At 64.7% G+C, this 15,946-nt stretch carries 16 protein-coding genes; 7 read left to right on the forward strand and 9 right to left on the reverse strand.

Annotated elements, in window-relative coordinates; all coding sequences use genetic code 11:
* Window positions 1–37 precede the first annotated feature (37 nt).
* Window positions 38–1,048: a hypothetical protein gene (locus O4220_RS14055; protein ID WP_269605142.1), complete on the forward strand. Its 1,011-nt coding sequence runs from the start codon at window positions 38–40 to the stop codon at window positions 1,046–1,048.
* Window positions 1,049–1,069: 21 nt separating this feature from the next.
* Here O4220_RS14055 and O4220_RS14060 read toward each other — a convergent pair whose 3' ends face one another.
* Complete coding sequence (locus tag O4220_RS14060; protein WP_269605144.1) at window positions 1,070–2,686, reverse strand: acyl-CoA dehydrogenase family protein; 1,617 nt, start codon at window positions 2,684–2,686, stop codon at window positions 1,070–1,072.
* Window positions 2,673–3,275: a TetR/AcrR family transcriptional regulator gene (locus tag O4220_RS14065; RefSeq protein WP_032404341.1), complete on the reverse strand. Its 603-nt coding sequence runs from the start codon at window positions 3,273–3,275 to the stop codon at window positions 2,673–2,675. Before O4220_RS14065 ends, O4220_RS14060 begins: the two co-directional genes overlap by 14 nt.
* A gap of 62 nt (window positions 3,276–3,337) precedes the next feature.
* Here O4220_RS14065 and O4220_RS14070 point away from each other — a divergent pair, with 62 nt between their 5' ends.
* The 3 genes from O4220_RS14070 to O4220_RS14080 are packed head-to-tail and all read left to right on the forward strand — an operon-like array spanning window position 3,338 to window position 5,611.
* Complete coding sequence (locus O4220_RS14070; RefSeq protein ID WP_269605147.1) at window positions 3,338–4,102, forward strand: crotonase/enoyl-CoA hydratase family protein; 765 nt, start codon at window positions 3,338–3,340, stop codon at window positions 4,100–4,102.
* Window positions 4,099–5,349 (forward strand): hypothetical protein, encoded by a 1,251-nt coding sequence (locus O4220_RS14075; protein WP_269605149.1) that lies wholly within the window; start codon window positions 4,099–4,101, stop codon window positions 5,347–5,349. The genes O4220_RS14070 and O4220_RS14075 overlap by 4 nt, the downstream gene beginning before the upstream one ends.
* A gap of 16 nt (window positions 5,350–5,365) precedes the next feature.
* Window positions 5,366–5,611 carry a DUF2630 family protein gene (locus O4220_RS14080; protein ID WP_269605151.1) on the forward strand — a complete coding sequence of 82 codons (246 nt, stop codon included), beginning with the start codon at window positions 5,366–5,368 and terminating at the stop codon, window positions 5,609–5,611.
* On the opposite strand, the gene O4220_RS14085 is transcribed toward O4220_RS14080, so the two are convergent.
* On the reverse strand, window positions 5,612–6,370 hold the full coding sequence (locus O4220_RS14085; RefSeq protein WP_269605153.1) for an SDR family oxidoreductase: 759 nt from the start codon (window positions 6,368–6,370) through the stop codon (window positions 5,612–5,614).
* 29 nt (window positions 6,371–6,399) lie between these two features.
* Between O4220_RS14085 and O4220_RS14090 the strand changes: the two genes are divergently transcribed.
* Window positions 6,400–7,842, forward strand: a complete 1,443-nt coding sequence (locus tag O4220_RS14090) for a dihydrolipoyl dehydrogenase family protein (RefSeq protein ID WP_269605154.1) — start codon at window positions 6,400–6,402, stop codon at window positions 7,840–7,842.
* Here O4220_RS14090 and O4220_RS14095 read toward each other — a convergent pair.
* On the reverse strand, window positions 7,836–9,242 hold the full coding sequence (locus O4220_RS14095) for an APC family permease (protein WP_269605156.1): 1,407 nt from the start codon (window positions 9,240–9,242) through the stop codon (window positions 7,836–7,838). The genes O4220_RS14090 and O4220_RS14095 overlap by 7 nt on opposite strands.
* Before the next feature lie 38 nt (window positions 9,243–9,280).
* On the opposite strand from O4220_RS14095, the gene O4220_RS14100 reads away from it, so the two are divergent.
* Both O4220_RS14100 and O4220_RS14105 read left to right on the forward strand, forming a co-directional pair.
* Window positions 9,281–9,874 carry a TMEM175 family protein gene (locus O4220_RS14100; RefSeq protein ID WP_269605158.1) on the forward strand — a complete coding sequence of 198 codons (594 nt, stop codon included), beginning with the start codon at window positions 9,281–9,283 and terminating at the stop codon, window positions 9,872–9,874.
* 9 nt (window positions 9,875–9,883) lie between these two features.
* Complete coding sequence (locus tag O4220_RS14105) at window positions 9,884–10,660, forward strand: IclR family transcriptional regulator (protein WP_269605161.1); 777 nt, start codon at window positions 9,884–9,886, stop codon at window positions 10,658–10,660.
* On the opposite strand, the gene O4220_RS14110 is transcribed toward O4220_RS14105, so the two are convergent.
* The 5 genes from O4220_RS14110 to O4220_RS14130 all read right to left on the reverse strand — a co-directional run bounded on the left by O4220_RS14110 (window position 10,648) and on the right by O4220_RS14130 (window position 15,912).
* Window positions 10,648–11,637: a 2-hydroxyacid dehydrogenase gene (locus O4220_RS14110; protein WP_269605163.1), complete on the reverse strand. Its 990-nt coding sequence runs from the start codon at window positions 11,635–11,637 to the stop codon at window positions 10,648–10,650. The two genes, O4220_RS14105 and O4220_RS14110, sit on opposite strands and share 13 nt — an antisense overlap.
* On the reverse strand, window positions 11,634–12,557 hold the full coding sequence (locus O4220_RS14115; protein ID WP_269605166.1) for a hydroxymethylglutaryl-CoA lyase: 924 nt from the start codon (window positions 12,555–12,557) through the stop codon (window positions 11,634–11,636). Before O4220_RS14115 ends, O4220_RS14110 begins: the two co-directional genes overlap by 4 nt.
* The gene (locus O4220_RS14120; protein ID WP_269605168.1) at window positions 12,558–13,778 is read right to left on the reverse strand and encodes a CaiB/BaiF CoA transferase family protein; all 1,221 of its coding nucleotides are present in this window, start codon (window positions 13,776–13,778) and stop codon (window positions 12,558–12,560) included.
* 32 nt (window positions 13,779–13,810) lie between these two features.
* Window positions 13,811–15,202: a GntP family permease gene (locus O4220_RS14125; protein WP_269605417.1), complete on the reverse strand. Its 1,392-nt coding sequence runs from the start codon at window positions 15,200–15,202 to the stop codon at window positions 13,811–13,813.
* 149 nt (window positions 15,203–15,351) lie between these two features.
* Window positions 15,352–15,912 (reverse strand): molybdenum cofactor biosysynthesis protein, encoded by a 561-nt coding sequence (locus tag O4220_RS14130; RefSeq protein WP_269605170.1) that lies wholly within the window; start codon window positions 15,910–15,912, stop codon window positions 15,352–15,354.
* Window positions 15,913–15,946 lie beyond the last annotated feature (34 nt).

Below are 15,946 nucleotides of genomic sequence, written 5' to 3' on the forward strand. Positions count from 1 at the left end.
GCGGATCCAAATAGGTCAGCCGTGCGTCCAAGCCAGCATGGACTTCGACCAACGAGCGCTCTTCACCCGTGCCGATGCGCTCGCGTCGGGCTGCACCGATGACGACCTTCGCCGTGCACGCGCACACAGGACCATCGTTGCAGTCCGAAGAGGCTGGTTCGTTCGAGGGGACGTTTTCGCGACACTGAACTCGGCGCAGCAGCATGCCCTCCTGGCTCAGGCGACCTATACCGATTCCGGCGACGACGTCGTGCTCAGCCATGTGTCCGCAGCGGTGGTTCTCGGACTGGACGTGTGGAACTTGCCGCTCGACACGGTGACGATGACCACGACTCGCGGCCACTCGGGCAAGCGCAGTCGACGCCGTTTCCTACACGGCACCGAACTACTCGACGACGAGTGGCTCCATATCGCCGATATGCGTGTCACACGCCCAGCGCGCACAGTCGTCGACATTGCCAGGACTCATCCACTCGACGTCGCAGTGTGCCTCGGCGATCGGGCATTGCACCACGGCCTCACCACAATCGAGGAACTCGAGAAAACCTGCGACGCAGCTCAACACAGAAGTGGTGCCGGACGCGCCCGACGTGCTGTCGGCGCGATGAGTGCACGCAGCGACAGTGTCGGCGAAAGTCGATCGCGACTGATCCTGCAGACAGTGTCGACTCCGCTGTCCAATCAGACGATCTTCGACGAAGGCGGTCGACGCATCGCCCGTACCGACTTCCTGTTTCCCGACCTATCCGAGGTGATCGCCGAGTTCGACGGGGAAGACAAGTACGGTCCGCAGCCGCGGAAAGCAATCATCGCAGAGAAGAATCGCCACAACCGACTCGCTGAGCAGGGCAGGACCGTATTCAGATTCGACTGGCGGGACTTGTCGACTCCGCACGTCATCATCGACCGGCTTCATGCTGCCCATCGGCGCGCGGTGGTCCTCGGCCCGCCGAGCGGACGGTATGCCGAGCTCCCCCTCCCCTCAGCTACGGCGCTCGTGGGAATTTGCGCACCCTACAGGCGCTGCGGATTCCCACGAGGGGCGTGAATCCCCAGCCGATCCGACCCGCTACACCCGCGTCAACACCGCCGCCGTGTCGACTCCCGTCGGCAGGGTGCCGAAGGCGATGCCCCAGTCGCGGTCGAGTCGAGTGGCGCAGAACGCATCGGCCACAGCAGGATTGCCGTGCATCACCAGCTGCGCACCCTGGAAGGTCAGAGCCATCAGTTCGACGACTCGTCTGGCCCGGTACTCCATGTCGGAGGTGTCGGAGAGTTCTTTGCCGACACGGCCGATGGCGTCGTCCAGTCGAGAATCCACGCCCGACGCCTGGCCGATCTCACCGAAGAAGGCCTCGACGCTGTCGGGCTGCCGCGCCAATGCACGCAGAGAATCGAGTGCAGCGACGTTGCCGGAGCCTTCCCAGATCGACATCAACGGCGATTCGCGGAACAACCGAGGCATACCCGATTCCTCGACATAGCCGTTGCCACCGAGACATTCGAGGGCCTCGGCGGCATGCGCCGGTGCCCGCTTGCACACCCAGTACTTGGTGATGGCCAACGCGATTCGGCGCAGTGCGCTCTCCTGCTCGTCGCCGCGGGCGGAACCGTCGGTGGCCTGCGCCAGACAAATCATGGCGGCGGTGGCGGCCTCCGATTCGATGGTCAAGTCTGCCAGCACGTTTCGCATCAGTGGCTGATCGATCAGCTGAGCACCGAACGCTGCGCGGTGACGGGCATGATGAACCGCACGGACAGTGGCGTTGCGAATTCCCGCCGCCGACCCGATGACGCAGTCCAGCCTGGTCATGTTGACCATCTCGATGATGGTGCGCACTCCACGGCCCTCTTCGCCGACGAGCCAGCCGGTGGCCCCGTGGTATTCGAGCTCGCCGGATGCATTCGACTTGTTGCCCAGCTTGTCCTTCAAGCGCTGCAGCATCATTCGGTTGCGGGTGCCATCGGGCAGTACGCGCGGCAGCATGAAACACGACAGCCCGCCCGGTGCCTGGGCCAGGGTGAGGAACATGTCCGACATCGGCGCAGAGGTGAACCACTTGTGGCCGGTGATCGAATAGGTTCCGTCCGACGACGGTGTGGCCGTGGTGGTGTTGGCGCGGACATCGGATCCGCCCTGCTTCTCCGTCATCGACATACCGGCGATCAGTCCACGTTTCTCGGACGGGACACGCAGACCGAAGTCGTATTCCCGCGAGGCCAACAGCGGCTCGTATTGCGCTGCCAGAGAGGGGTTGTGCCGCAATGCCGGTACGACGGCGTAGGTCATCGAGATGGGGCACATATGGCCCGCCTCGGTCTGTCCCCAGACGTAGAACTTCGCGGCGCGAGCAACATGTGCACCCACGCGACCGTCGGTCCAGGGGCTGGCATGCAGCCCGTGCTCGACGGCGACGGTCATCAGATCGTGCCAGTGCGGGTGGAATTCGACCTCGTCGATGCGATGACCGTAGCGATCGTGAGTCTTCAACACCGGCGGGTTCTCGTTGGCGAGCCGCCCCCAGTCCTGGGCCGCAGTTCCGCCGGCGAGGGCTCCCAGCTGCCGAACCTCGTCGAGCGCCCAGCCGCCACCGGCCCGCGCCAGGCCGTCGAGCAACGATGCGTCCGCGGATGTGTCGTACGGACTCAGGTCGACTGCCTGATTGAATACCTCATGCGTGTCCATCTCGAACTCCTAACGCGCGCAACGATAAAGCGACCAGACCCGGGACCGGATCCTTGGATTCGTGTGAAGACAACGGACCGACCAGCACTTCGCCGACGGCACCGACCAGACCTGCTGCCGAAATCGCTGCGTCCTGCTCGGGTATCTCTCCGGCTGCGATGCCTGCCGCGATCGCGTCGGCGAATGCCTCGGTGAATTTCCGCCGGAAGACCAACCGCTCGGCGTCGACGGCCGGATCCACCGGTTCGGCGAGCAGCGCGTACGCCATCGTTCGGTTCTTCAGTGCTCGTCCGGCGAAGGTCTCCACCACTGCCGTCACCCGCTCGGCGGTGCTCCCATGCCCGGCAACGGCGACCACTGCGGCGACCTCGCGGCCGCAGACCTCGCGGAAGATGGCGACCACCAGGTCCGCCTTGCCCTCGAAGTGGGTGTAGACGCTGCCTGCGGATACTCCCGCGGCCGCGGCGACCGACGCGATCGACAGCCCTGCGTATCCGTGCGTCGAGAGCACCTCGATGGCGGCAGCAAACAGCTTCTCGCGGCCGGCGTCGAGCCTGGCTTGCACCGCGGGGGTTCGGCGATAGGGCATGCCAAGGATTGAAGCACTGATTCACTGCTTCACGCAAGAGAACTCGAGTAGGGTTCACAGACATGCCGGTACGGATCGAACGATCAGGCCCCGTCACCACAATCGTTCTGTCGCGCCCGGAGGTGCGAAACGCTGTCGATGGCCCCACCGCCCAAGAGCTGACTCAGGCGTTCGAGGAGTTCGACGCCGACGAGGCCGCATCGGTGGCAGTGCTGTGGGGCGAGGGCGGCACGTTCTGCTCGGGAGCCGACCTGGAGGCGCTCGGCACATCCCGCTCGAATCACGCGACCGAACACGGTGACGGCCCAATGGGTCCGACGCGAATGCGGTTGTCCAAGCCGGTCATCGCAGCGGTCTCCGGGTACGCCGTCGCAGGCGGACTCGAGCTGGCACTGTGGTGCGACCTGCGCATCGCCGAGGACGACGCCACATTCGGAGTGTTCTGCCGCCGGTGGGGTGTTCCGTTGATCGACGGCGGCACCGTGCGATTGCCGCGCATCATCGGTACCGGTCGGGCGATGGACATGATTCTCACCGGTCGGGCCGTCGATGCACAGGAAGCTGTGAACATCGGACTGATCACCCGAGTCGTTCCGGTGGGTAGAGCCCGCTCGGAAGCGGAGGCCTTGGCCGCCGAACTCGCTCTGCTACCTCAGACGTGCATGCGCGAGGATCGATTGTCCGTTCTCGAGCAGGACGGCCTCGACGAAGAGTCCGCGCTGAAGAACGAGTTTCGACACGGTGCCATCTCGATCACCGCCGATGCGCTCTCCGGCGCGAGCAAGTTCGTCTCGGGCGCGGGACGCCACGGCACCCCGAGTCCGTGATCTCGACGCGCCTGTCGGTAATCGACGAGATCTTCCTCCGCACCCACCGCGGATACGGCATACCCATTGCGCTGCAAGGTATCTGGCGATCGTCCGAGACGGTGACGAGCCAGGAACTCGGCCGGGTGCACAAGGAATTGGCCGTCGGGCAACTCGGCCGCCGGGTCGGCAAGCCCCGCATACCCGGTGCCAGACTCCGCTGGGACATCTCACCGGAGTCACTTCCGCTCGAGTACGGCACCGAGTCGATCGACGACGTCATCGGATGGGCCGATACCCAGGCCGACGTTCCACTCGACCCGCAGTACGGCTCCGGTTGGCGATTGACTGCCGCTCCCCTCGCGCACGGCGGCACCGTGGTGTCGTTGGTCTGCTCGCACGCGCTGGCCGATGCGCGGGGGCTCATAGATGCTGCCGCACAGGCATTCTCCGGCGACACACCACCCGTGCCCGTCCCGCGCCCGGGCTCGGATGCCCGAGATGCGTTCACGATGGTCCTGACCGTTCTCGTACGATCCATCGCAGCGACGGCGAAGTTGTGGGTCAGCAAGAAGGCCCGAGCCGAGCTACGCGCGTTCGCCACCGCCGACACCGGCGGCGTCGCCCCGCACCGGGCGCGGCAGATGCGCGCGGTGATCGTCGATATCGATGCCGCAGAGTGGGATTCGGCGGCAGAAAGCGTTGCCGGTTCGGCCAATTCCTTGTTCGTCTCCGTCGTGGCTGCCACGATGAGAGAACTCGGTTCACCCGCCGTGACCGTCGACATCCCCTTCCGCACCGGATCCGGTGATGCCAACTCGATCGGGATGGCCACCGTCGCAGTCCGTGGAGACGACTCGCCCGCGGACATCCGGATCGCCTGCAAGGCCGCGTTCGGAGCTCCCGTCGGAGCGCCTGCCGGCTATCCACCGGAGATCGTTCAGCTGCTCCCCCATCGCATAGCTGCGAAACTGACCTCGACACCGGGACGCGGGGAAGTGTTGTGCTCCAACATCGGCGATATCCCGAGAGCCGTCACCACCCTCGGCCCCCACCGATCATGTGGGCTGGCCACTCGGGCGATCCACCCGAATCCGTCGAACGCAGTGTCCACCATCGGAATGTCGACCTACATCTCTCGAATGAACGGCAACTACACGCTCTCGCTCGTGTGCACCGACGACGCCCTGGTCGGTTCGTCGGCCGAGCTCACCTCAGCGGTACAACGAGCTCTCGCGACGCGAAACCTGGCCGGTAAACCCTGGTAGGTCTACCGTGGTCGCCATGAACGAGCACGATATCCACACCAAGATCCAGCAGCTCATCGCCACCGAGCACAAGCTCCGCAGCGAGACCCAGGCCGGCGACATCGACCCTGATACCGAGAAGGCCGAATTGGCCTCCCTCGAGCACGCTCTCGATCAGTGCTGGGACCTGCTGCGCCAGCGCCGTGCGCGCATCGACGCGGGCAAGGACCCCGATTCCGCCACCGCCAACAGCGTCAACCAAGTCGAGGGGTATTTGCAGTAACTACACGATTCGATCCGTCAGCACGTTCGGCAGAAACCGCAGCGCCGCGTCGATGCCCCGCCACTTGAGGCCCGGCAGCGCGGCGCGGCGGGTTTCGCTCTCGATCGCGTCGACCATGGCGGTCACACCCTGGTCCAGAGTGGCTGTGAGAGCGGCACTGTCGCCCGCCTTGGCGGACATGTCGGTGGCGATGAAGCCCGGCAGCAACGTGGTGACGGCGATGTCGGTTCGCGCCAGTTCGGTCGCCAGTGATTCGCCCAGCGATGCCACTGCGGCCTTGCTGGCCGAGTAGGCCGCTTTGGCTCCGGGGAGTCCCCGGTCGGCGCTGATGGACGAGACGAACACCAGGTGCCCGCGCTTCTGCTCTCTGAAGATCGACAGTGCTGCCTCGGCCTGCGACAGGGCCCCGACGAAGTTGGTGCGTGCGGTCTGCAGATTGGCCTCGGCCCGCCCGGTGCCGATCTTCGCGCCCTTGCCGAGCCCGGCATTGACGATCACTCGATCGAGGCCGCCCAGTTCGTCTCGCAACGTGCCGAACACCTCGCCCACCGCGTCGTGATCGGTGACGTCGAGGGCGCGGACCGAGACGGTGATGTTCGGGTTCTGGTGCATCAATTCCACGCGAAGTTCGTCGAGTCGCTCCACTCGCCTGGCGCACAGCGCCAGATCGCGACCCATGGCGGCGAACCGTCGGGCCATTTCCTCACCGAGCCCCGAGCTCGCTCCGGTGATCAGAATCTTGTTCCGAGTGGTCGCCATAAACGGCGAGCCTATGTCACTGTGGAGTGATGGCCCCAGAGAGCTCGGAATTCGATGTCATCGTTATCGGCGGTGGCCCGGTCGGCGAGAACGCCGCACAGTACGCAATACAGGGCAGCGATCGCACCGCAGTGATCGTCGAACACGAATTGCTCGGCGGTGAATGCTCCTACTGGGCTTGCATGCCCAGCAAGGCTCTGCTGCGTCCGAGCGAGGTTCTCGAGACCGCGCGAAACATGCCGGGAGTCAAAGAACTGGTGGGCGATCAGCCCCTCGATGCCGACGCCATTCTGGCCCGGCGCGAGTCCTACACTCACAGCCTGGACGACTCCTCGCAGGTGACGTGGGCCGAGTCGGCCGGCATCTCGGTGATCCGTGGCCACGGGCGACTCACCGGGGTCAAGACCGTCGAGGTCGACGGCCGCACACTCACTGCTCGCCACGCTGTAGTCCTCGCCACCGGAACCACCGCGTCGGTACCGAACACCCCCGGCCTACGCGACGCCCAGCCGTGGATCTCCCGCGATGCCACCAACATTCACGAGACGCCCGGGCACATCGCGGTCATCGGCGGTGGCGTCGTCGCCACGGAGGCGGCCACCTGGTTGCTCTCTCTGGGAGCGAAGGTGACGATGATCGTTCGCGGATCGTCGCTGCTGGCCGGGTCCGAACCCTTCGCCGGTCAACTGGTCGCCGAGGCTCTGAAGAAACGCGGCGCAACGATCATGCTCGACGCCTCCCTCGAGTCGGTGTCACGAGAGAACCCGGCCGCCAGCGGCATCGGTCGAATCCACGGCGGCCCGGTCACCCTCACGGTCGGCGGTGACGCCCTCGTCGTCGACGAGGTTCTGGTCGCGGCAGGCCGAACCCCGGCGAGCAAGGATCTAGGACTGTCCACCGTCGGACTCACCGACAGCGGATACGTCGAGGTGAACGATCACCTCAATGTTGCAGACCACGACTGGCTGTACGCAGTGGGTGACGTCAACGGCCGTGCGCCGCTGACGCACATGGGGAAGTATCAGGGCCGGGTGGCAGGAGACGTCATTGCAGCCAGGGCAGAGGGAAAGCCGTTGGACCGGAAGCGATTCCGCGCCACTGCGGATCACGGGCAGATCCCCCAGGTGGTGTTCACGCCCGTCGAGGTGGCATCCGTCGGACTGACCGAGGCGAAGGCCCGCGACGGAGGCATCGACGTCGAGATCGTGACGCAGGACATCGCCGTCGCGGGTTCGTCTCTGCAGCAGGACGATTACTCGGGCCGTGCGCAGCTCGTGATCGACCGCGCCACCGACACGATAGTGGGCGCGACGTTCGTCGGGCCGGGCGTCGCGGAGCTCGTTCATGCCGCCACCGTCGCCGTGGTCGGCAAGGTCTCGCTCGACGATCTGTGGCATGCGGTGCCGTCGTATCCGACCGTCAGCGAGATCTGGCTCCGGCTCCTCGAGGCTCGTCGAACAACCGATCACTGACGCATGTAGGCCGCGGCAATGCCCTCGTAGGTCTTCGGGTCGGCACGCCTGATGCGCAGTGCCACCAAGACCCCGAGGATCGCGGCGAGAACGAGAACCACAGGGATCGCGTTCACGATCGCGGAATCGGAACCGGTCAGGATGCTGTAATGCGTTCCAGCGAGTACCAATCCGGTCATGAACCCGACGAATCCGATGCCGGGGGCAATCCCGGTGCGCCACAGTGAGCGCTCCGGATGGCCGATGAAGAACACCACCACCGACAGCGCCGCAGCGGCTTGAAGGGCGATCACCCCGAGGGTGCCGAGGCCGATGGCACCGGCGGCGTAGATCAGGTACGGGTCGGCACCGGTCACCGCGAACGCGGCCAGTGAGAGTGCAGCAACGACCGAGGCGGTGATGCTGCCGATGTGCGGGCTCGAGTGACGTGGGTGAATTCGGCCCAACCGCACCGGAAGTACGCGCTCTCGCCCGAGGGCGAACAGATATCGACTGGCCGCGTTGTGCACGGCGAGATACGACGCGAGCACACTGGTGCACAGCAGCACCGCGGTACCGTCGTACAGCACTGTTCCTCCGTACTGCTGCGCCAGCGTGAACAGAAGATTGCCCAGTTCGGTCTGAGCCAGCACCGGTGCGTCGATTCCACCCGCGGCCCCGACGATGATCCAACTCGTCAGTACGTAGAAGACCGCGATGAGCGTGACCGCGATGAACGTCGCGCGCGGGATGCTGCGCCTGGGATCCTTGGTTTCTTCGCCGTACAGTGCCGCGGACTCGAAACCGATGAAGCTCGAAAAGGCGAACATCATCGCTATCCCCAGCGATCCGGAGAACACCTGCGTCGGAGTGAACGACTCCAGTGGCACTGCCGCAGTTCCCTTGTTGCCCACCACCAAGACGTTGAACACCGTCAGAAAAGCGAACTCGAGCACCATCAGCGTTCCCAACACCTTGGCCGAGAGGTCGGCATTTCTGAACCCCAGGAATGCGACGATCACGACAGCGGCTGCCGTGAAGACGTACCACGGAATGTCGATACCGGAATCGGCGAATACCAGATGGGTGAAATATCCGAATGCGCCCGAAAGCCCGCACGCCAGCGAGGTATACGCGACAACTGCGACATATGCGGCAGCAACACCGGGCGGCTTGCCCAGCGCAAGGCCGATGTAGGTGTAGAACGCACCTGTGCTGTACACCTGCTGGCTGATCGCCGCGAAACCCACCGAGAAGCACAGCAGCACAACGGCACTGATCGCGTACGCCGCCGGCAGACCGGCACCGTTTCCACGTATCAGAGCCAACGGTACGTTACCGATCATGGCCGCCATCGGCGCCGCGGCAGCCACCACCAGAAATACCACTCGTCCGGTGGTCAGAGTACGTCGATCGGACATCGTTGGGACGCTACTCGCAGAGGGAGCAGAATGCTGACATGGAATACGAGCGTGGATTCGACAGACTGGTCAACTTCAGCGACGCCGTGGTCGCTATTGCCGCGACATTGCTCATTCTTCCCTTGGTGGAGCTGGCCGAACCGGACGAAAGCGCACAATTCGTCGATATTCTGCGTGACCACGGGGTCGAGCTGTTCGCGTTTGCACTCAGCTTTCTGGTCATCTTCTCGCAGTGGCTGAGCCATCATCGCGTCTTCCGAAACCTGGTCGGATACACCCGGAGTCTGATGTGGGTGAACTTCGTCTGGTTGTTGTCCATAGTGTTTCTGCCGTTTCCCACCAAGTTGATCGCCGAGAAGAGCGGCTACGACGCGAGCGCGTCACCGCTCTACGTCGCGACCATCGCGGTGTCGGTGATCGCAATGTTCGTGGCCGACGTGATCGTGTCTCGGCACCCGAACATCGTCGCGACCGACACCCCGACGTCCGGCAGCACGCGCAACGGAGCCATCACTTCGGCACTGATGCTGGTGGCCCTGGGGCTGTCGTTCACCCCGCTCGGTCTGTGGTCGCTCCTGATTCTGTTGCTCACCGCGCCGATCAACCGCCTCGAGAATCGAGTGGCCAAGTAGATTGGATGTGTGAGTACCGAGAGCACGTCGAAGCAACAGCCGCTTCTCGTGCTGGGCAAGATCACCGAGATACTCGACGCCTTCTCGTTCGACCGTCCCTCGTTGACTCTGGGTGAGATTCAACAGACCACCGGACTGCCGACATCGACTGTCCAGCGTCTGGTCACCAACCTGGTGCAGCAGAGATTTCTGGACCGGAGCGGCGATCGCATTCGCATCGGGGTGCGCATGGCCTACTGGGCCGCGACGGCAACCAAGGACCTCGACGTACTGTCGGTCGTCAACCCGATACTCAAGGACATGCGTGATCTGACGACCGAAACGGCGTGCTTCTTTCGGCCCGAGCAGAACTACCGTGTGTGCGTCGCGATCGCCGAGACCCGGCATGCGTTGCGACGAGACATGTACGTGGGCAAGGTCATCCCGCTCAGCGCGGGATCGGCCAGCCGCGTCCTGCTGGCCTGGGATTCGGAACTTGCCGAGCGTGTTCTCTCCCGCGACCTCGAATCGATGACCGAGCAGACGGTGACCGAGGCCGCGACGATGCGACCGTTGTTGGCGCAGACCAGGTCCGACGGCTACGCGATCACGACCGGTGAGCGTGAAACCGGAGCGTCGGGCCTGTCTGCTCCGGTGTTCGACTCGGCGGCGGACATAGTCGGTGCCGTCACGATCAGCGGGCCGACACTGCGGATGCCGCAATCGCAGTGCGAGGCCTGGGTGGATCTGCTGATCTCCCACGCTGAGCAAATCACGAGAACCCTGGGCGGCCGCTACCCCGCGTGACCCCACGCGTCGGGATTCACCGGATGCGGCGGCATCGAACCGCGGAACATCGCTGCTGCGTTGGCAGCGCACAGCCGTGCCATCTCCGAACGCACCGACACCGTCGCGCTTCCCACATGGGGGAGCAACACTGTGTTCGGCAGGTCAGCCAGCCCTGGCTCGAGGGCCGGTTCGCGTTCGTAGACGTCCAAACCTGCTGCGGCAACCGTTCCCTCGCGAAGCGCGGTGACCAGAGCGGCCTCGTCGATCACCGGCCCCCGCGCAGTGTTGATCACGATCGCCGACGGCTTCATCGCCGCGAGTACCTCCGCGTCGACCAGATGGTGGGTGGAATCCGACAACGGCACATGAAGGGAGAGAAAGTCGCTGGTCGTGACGATCTCGTCCCACGACGCGTGCACGACGCGACCCGCGAATTCCCCGAGCTCGTCGTCGGAGACCTCTCGGTCGCCGGGCGGGCGGGGACAGAACTTGACCGTCATGCCGAAGCCCAGTGCTCGGCGAGCGGTGGCGCGGGCAATACGACCGAAGCCGGCCAGCCCCAGCACCCGGCCCGAGACATCGCTGCCGAGAAGCAGTTCCGGCTCCCATCCGGTGAACGAGCCGGAACGGACGAATGCATCGGCCTCGACAGCACGCCGTGCCGTCGACAGGATCAGCAGCATGGCGATGTCCGCGGTCGAATCCGTCAGCACCCCAGGCGTATTGGCGACCGTGATGCCGCGTTCGGTTGCAGCTGCGACGTCGATGTTGTCGAATCCAACGGCGTAATTGGATATCCCGACGAGTGACGCCGAGGCCAGCAACTCCGCATCGAACCGGTCCCGCAACTGGGAGACGACAACCGCATAGTCGCCCGAAGCGCATGCGTCGACCAACTGCTCGTGATCGACCTCCCGGAGATCCACTTCCCCGGCGGCGCGCAGAATATCCATACCCGGAGACGGGATCTCGGTGGTGACGAGGATGCGACTCATACGACCCACTCGAATACGTGGGCCTCGGACCGTGCACCCTGAACCGTTTTCGATCTCATGGGTTCGCCCAGTTCTGAGAGCAACCCTTCCGACAGAGTCACCAAGGCAGCCAACGTTGCCGGCTCGAACCAGTCCGGCCGCGTCGCAAAGAGAATGTCCTCCGACGAGGTGTTGCCGCTGGCACCGGGGGCGAAGGGGCACCCGCCCAGCCCACCGAGCGAACCGTCGACCATCGTTGCTCCCGCGGAGATCGCGGCGAGAGTGTTCGCAACCCCCAGGCCCCAGGTGTCGTGACCGTGGAACACCACTCTGCGATCCGGAGTTTCGGCTCGCACGCGCTCGATCAGCGACTGCACCTGCACCGGAACTGCCTGCCCCAGGGTGTCACAGATGACGATATCTGTTGCGCCGGTGGCTCGTTCGTCGTTGGCGATCTCGATGACCCGATCCGGCGGCACCTGGCCCTCGAACGGGCAGGTGAAGGACGTCGCGATGCACAGCTCGATCTCCCCGCCCACCGAGCGCGTGATGTCGATGGCATCGGGCATGGCCGCGAGCGACACCTCGGTGGTACGACCGATGTTGGCCTGATTGTGCGAGTCCGACGCGGAGAAGCAGTACTGGAAGTTTCGAGCGCCTGCGGCGGCTGCCTTCTCCACGTGGCGTGGAGTGGCTACCCACACCCAGCATCGCGCGAGTTCGTCGGCGGTCAATTCGCCGACGACCTCGAGGGTGTTGGCCATCGGCGGCACCTTGTCTCCCCGCGCCATCGATCCGATTTCCAGCGACGGCACACCGAGTTCGATGAGCGCCCTGATGATCTCGAGCTTGCGTTCGGTGGAGAGCATCTTGCCGGTGAGCTGAAGTCCGTCGCGCATGGTGACGTCGCGCAGCTGCGCGGCGGGGGTGAATCGGTACATCTACAGGCCCATCTCTTCGTCGGTACGGCCGAGCAGAGTCGACAGTACTTCTCGGGTGTGTTCGCCCAGATCCGGTCCGACCGAGCGGATCGGCAGAGACGTGTCACCGATCACCGGGACGACGCCGACGAATCCGACGTCGGTCGGCTCGTCGCCTCCGGTGTCGACCTGGAAGTGCTGAATCATGTTGCGGGCGGCGTACTGCTCGTCGGCGACGATATCCGCTGCGGTGTAGATAGGTCCCGACGGCACCCCGGCGGCGTCGAGTATCTTCAATGCCTGCTCGCGCGAATGCAATCCGGTCCAGGCCGAGATCGCTGCGTCCAGCTCGTCGCGTCGACGCCACCGGCCGGCGTTGGTGGCCAGGTCCGGATCGGCTCCCAGATCGGGACGATCGATGGTCTCCATGTATCGCTGGAAGATCCCATCGCCGTTGCCGGCGATGATGATCGAATGACCGTCGTTGCACGGGTACGCGTTCGACGGTGCGATGCCCTCCATCCGGCCGCCCGTTCGTTCGCGTTCGACACCGTAGGCGAGGTAGTCCGGGATCAGCGATTCCATCATCGACAGAATCGATTCGTTCAGCGCCACATCGATGGAACGCTGTGCCAGCGAGAGCGGAGACTGCTCGTCCGGTGCCTGCGCCGCCCGCCGGGTCTGCCGTTGGAACAGGGCCATGACGCAACCGAACGCCGCATACAGACCGGCGATCGAGTCCCCGATCGAGACTCCCACTCGGACCGGTGGCCGGTCCGGGTCGCCCACGAGGTTGCGGAAACCGCCGTACGCCTCTGCGACAGCAGCGAATCCGGGTCGTTGCGACATCGGGCCGGTCTGCCCGAAGGCCGAGATGCGCGTGATGATCAATTCGGGGTTGGCGGCAGAGAGCACCTCCGGCGAGATGCCCCATTTCTCCAACGTGCCGGGGCGAAAGTTCTCGAGCACGATGTCGCACTGTGCAGCGAGATCGACGACGTCCTTGCGCCCCTGCTCGGTGCGCAGGTCCAGCACGATCGACTTCTTGTTCCGGTTGATCGTGCGGTAGAGCATGGACGTGGTGCCCGAGTACAACCGCCAGTTCCGCAACTCGTCTCCGGTACCGGGCCGCTCGACCTTGATCACCTCGGCACCGAAATCGGCGAGCATGCGAGCCGCAGTGGGTGCGGCGATGTAGTTGCCGAGTTCGAGAACTCGAACTCCGCTGAGCGGCAGTGCCATCGTGTTCCTTTCGATACTCACAGAATCAGGGCTCACAGGATCCAGCTCATCGGCACGATCAACACGATGGCAATGACCGATGCCAGCGAGACGCCCACCGAGCACGTCTTGAGTGTGCCCCTGGTCGACTGGCCCATCAAGGACTGCAGCAGCCAGAAGGTGTTGCTGGTGACGTGCACGGCGAACAGTGATCCGGCCCCGGCGGCGAGTGCGATGAACACGGGGTCGAGACCGATCAGCGGAGCGACCGGTGCGAGGATGCCGGCCGAGGTGATGGCCGAGATCGTCACCGATCCGACGGCGATGTGCAACGCGGCAGCGATGACCCACACCATCAACAGTGGAGCCGCGGTACTGGCCGTGAAGTACTGGCCGAGGATGTCGCCGAGACCCGCTTCGTTGATGACGGCCGCGAGCGACCCGCCGACACCGGTGAGGATCAGAATCTGACCGCTCTCGGCGAAACCACGAGCCAGTGCTTTCTCCACCCGGGCCTGACCGACGTGATATCGGCCGATGAGGCACGTCCCCACCAGTCCGATGAGCAGCGCGATGACCGGGCTGGCAATGAATTCGACCACGGGAACCGATATTTCGGCGACTTCCAGTACCGCACCGATGGCGATGAGGACGAGCGCGAGCAGCAGCGGCGAGAGCAACACCAGCAGCGACGTCTGCTTCTCGGTGCGTACCTTCTGCGCCACGCCACCTCCGGTTTCGAGGGGCTCGTCGTCGGAATCGGCGGGCTCCGGGACCACAGGCTCTGGGACTACGACGATCTGCTGCTCGTCCTTCTCCTCGTTCCACCAGCCGTGCCGGAACACGAACGACATGATGGCCACCGACAGCACGACGACGGGAACGATCAGGATCAGTCCGTAGATCATCATCTTGCCCAGCGGCACGCCGAGCAGTCCGGCCAGCGCGAGCGTCGCGACACCGGGGACCATGAACACGATTCCGCATTCGAGCGAGATGGCCAGTGCCGTGGCCATTCTCGCTGTGCCGTACTTGCCGATCTTGGGCGCGAGGTTGCGGGCGAGCGGGGCGGAGATCACGAGCAGCACGTCGAGGAAGATGGACTGCAACACTGTCGCGATGGTCAGCGACAGCGCGTACGGGAGCCGTTTGGGCCCGAACGTTTTCAGCAACGTGCCCACGAGCCGCTGAATGGCACTCATCTCCTGCAGCACCGACCCCATCAGCACGCCGAAGGCGATGAGCAGGCCCACCTCGGCCATGATCTCGCCGAACCCGCCCGTGATGGTGTCGACGGTGGTCGATACTCCGAGCTTCGTCGCCAGACCCAGGTACGCGGCCCCGAGCACGAGCGAGATCACCGGGTTGAAGTGAAAACGGACGATGAAGACCACCACCGCCAGCACGGCGACGACGGTGTTGATCACGATCCACATGTCGGACATCGGCGATTCTTTCCGATAGAGAGTGGCCGACGCCATCGCGTGCGGCTCGATGTGATCTGTCACACCAATACCCACATTATGGGCACAGAATTACTTCGTGAGCAAGAGTGCGGGCAGCAGGGGGCCAAGCGGGTCCCTCGAGAACCAGGTCAGATCGGCTGCGCACGCCTGACCGATAGCGATGCACGGGCCGCATCCAGCTCGACCGGCGACCGCACCGTCAACTCACCGACCCGCAGGATGCCGTCGGACAACGGTTCGACGCGCAGTCCGCCCCGACCGATCAGCGCCTTACGCGCGCCGTCGGCCACCATGCGGTCCATCCACGCGCACGGGTGAGCCGGCCGGCCGCCGCGAAACGTGATCCAGCCGTCGCCGGAGTTCAGCTGAAACTCCACACCACGCAGCGGGTCGAGTTCGAGCCCGCGAACCACGACGTTGCGCCTGGCCACGGCCGGATCGGGCACCTCGACACCGAGCGCGTCCCCCACCGCGCCCCAGGCTTCGACAGCCAGGAGGCTCACCGCAGCCTCCGTGTGCGCCTTCACGCCGAAGAAACGATCGCCGCGTATGCCCTTGTGGGCCACGATCTCGACACTGGACGGCAGGTCGGTCGGCACCTCGGCCGGACCGTCCTTGGATCTCCCGAAGTACGCATGGGTCGGCGCTCGCAGCAACTGCACGATCTCGGCGCGATATTCGAAAGACATGCATTCGAGTCTGCCCGGTGCCGAACCCCACCAG

The organism is Rhodococcus ruber (assembly GCF_027270735.1).
Classification (GTDB): Bacteria; Actinomycetota; Actinomycetes; order Mycobacteriales; family Mycobacteriaceae; genus Rhodococcoides; species Rhodococcoides rubrum_A.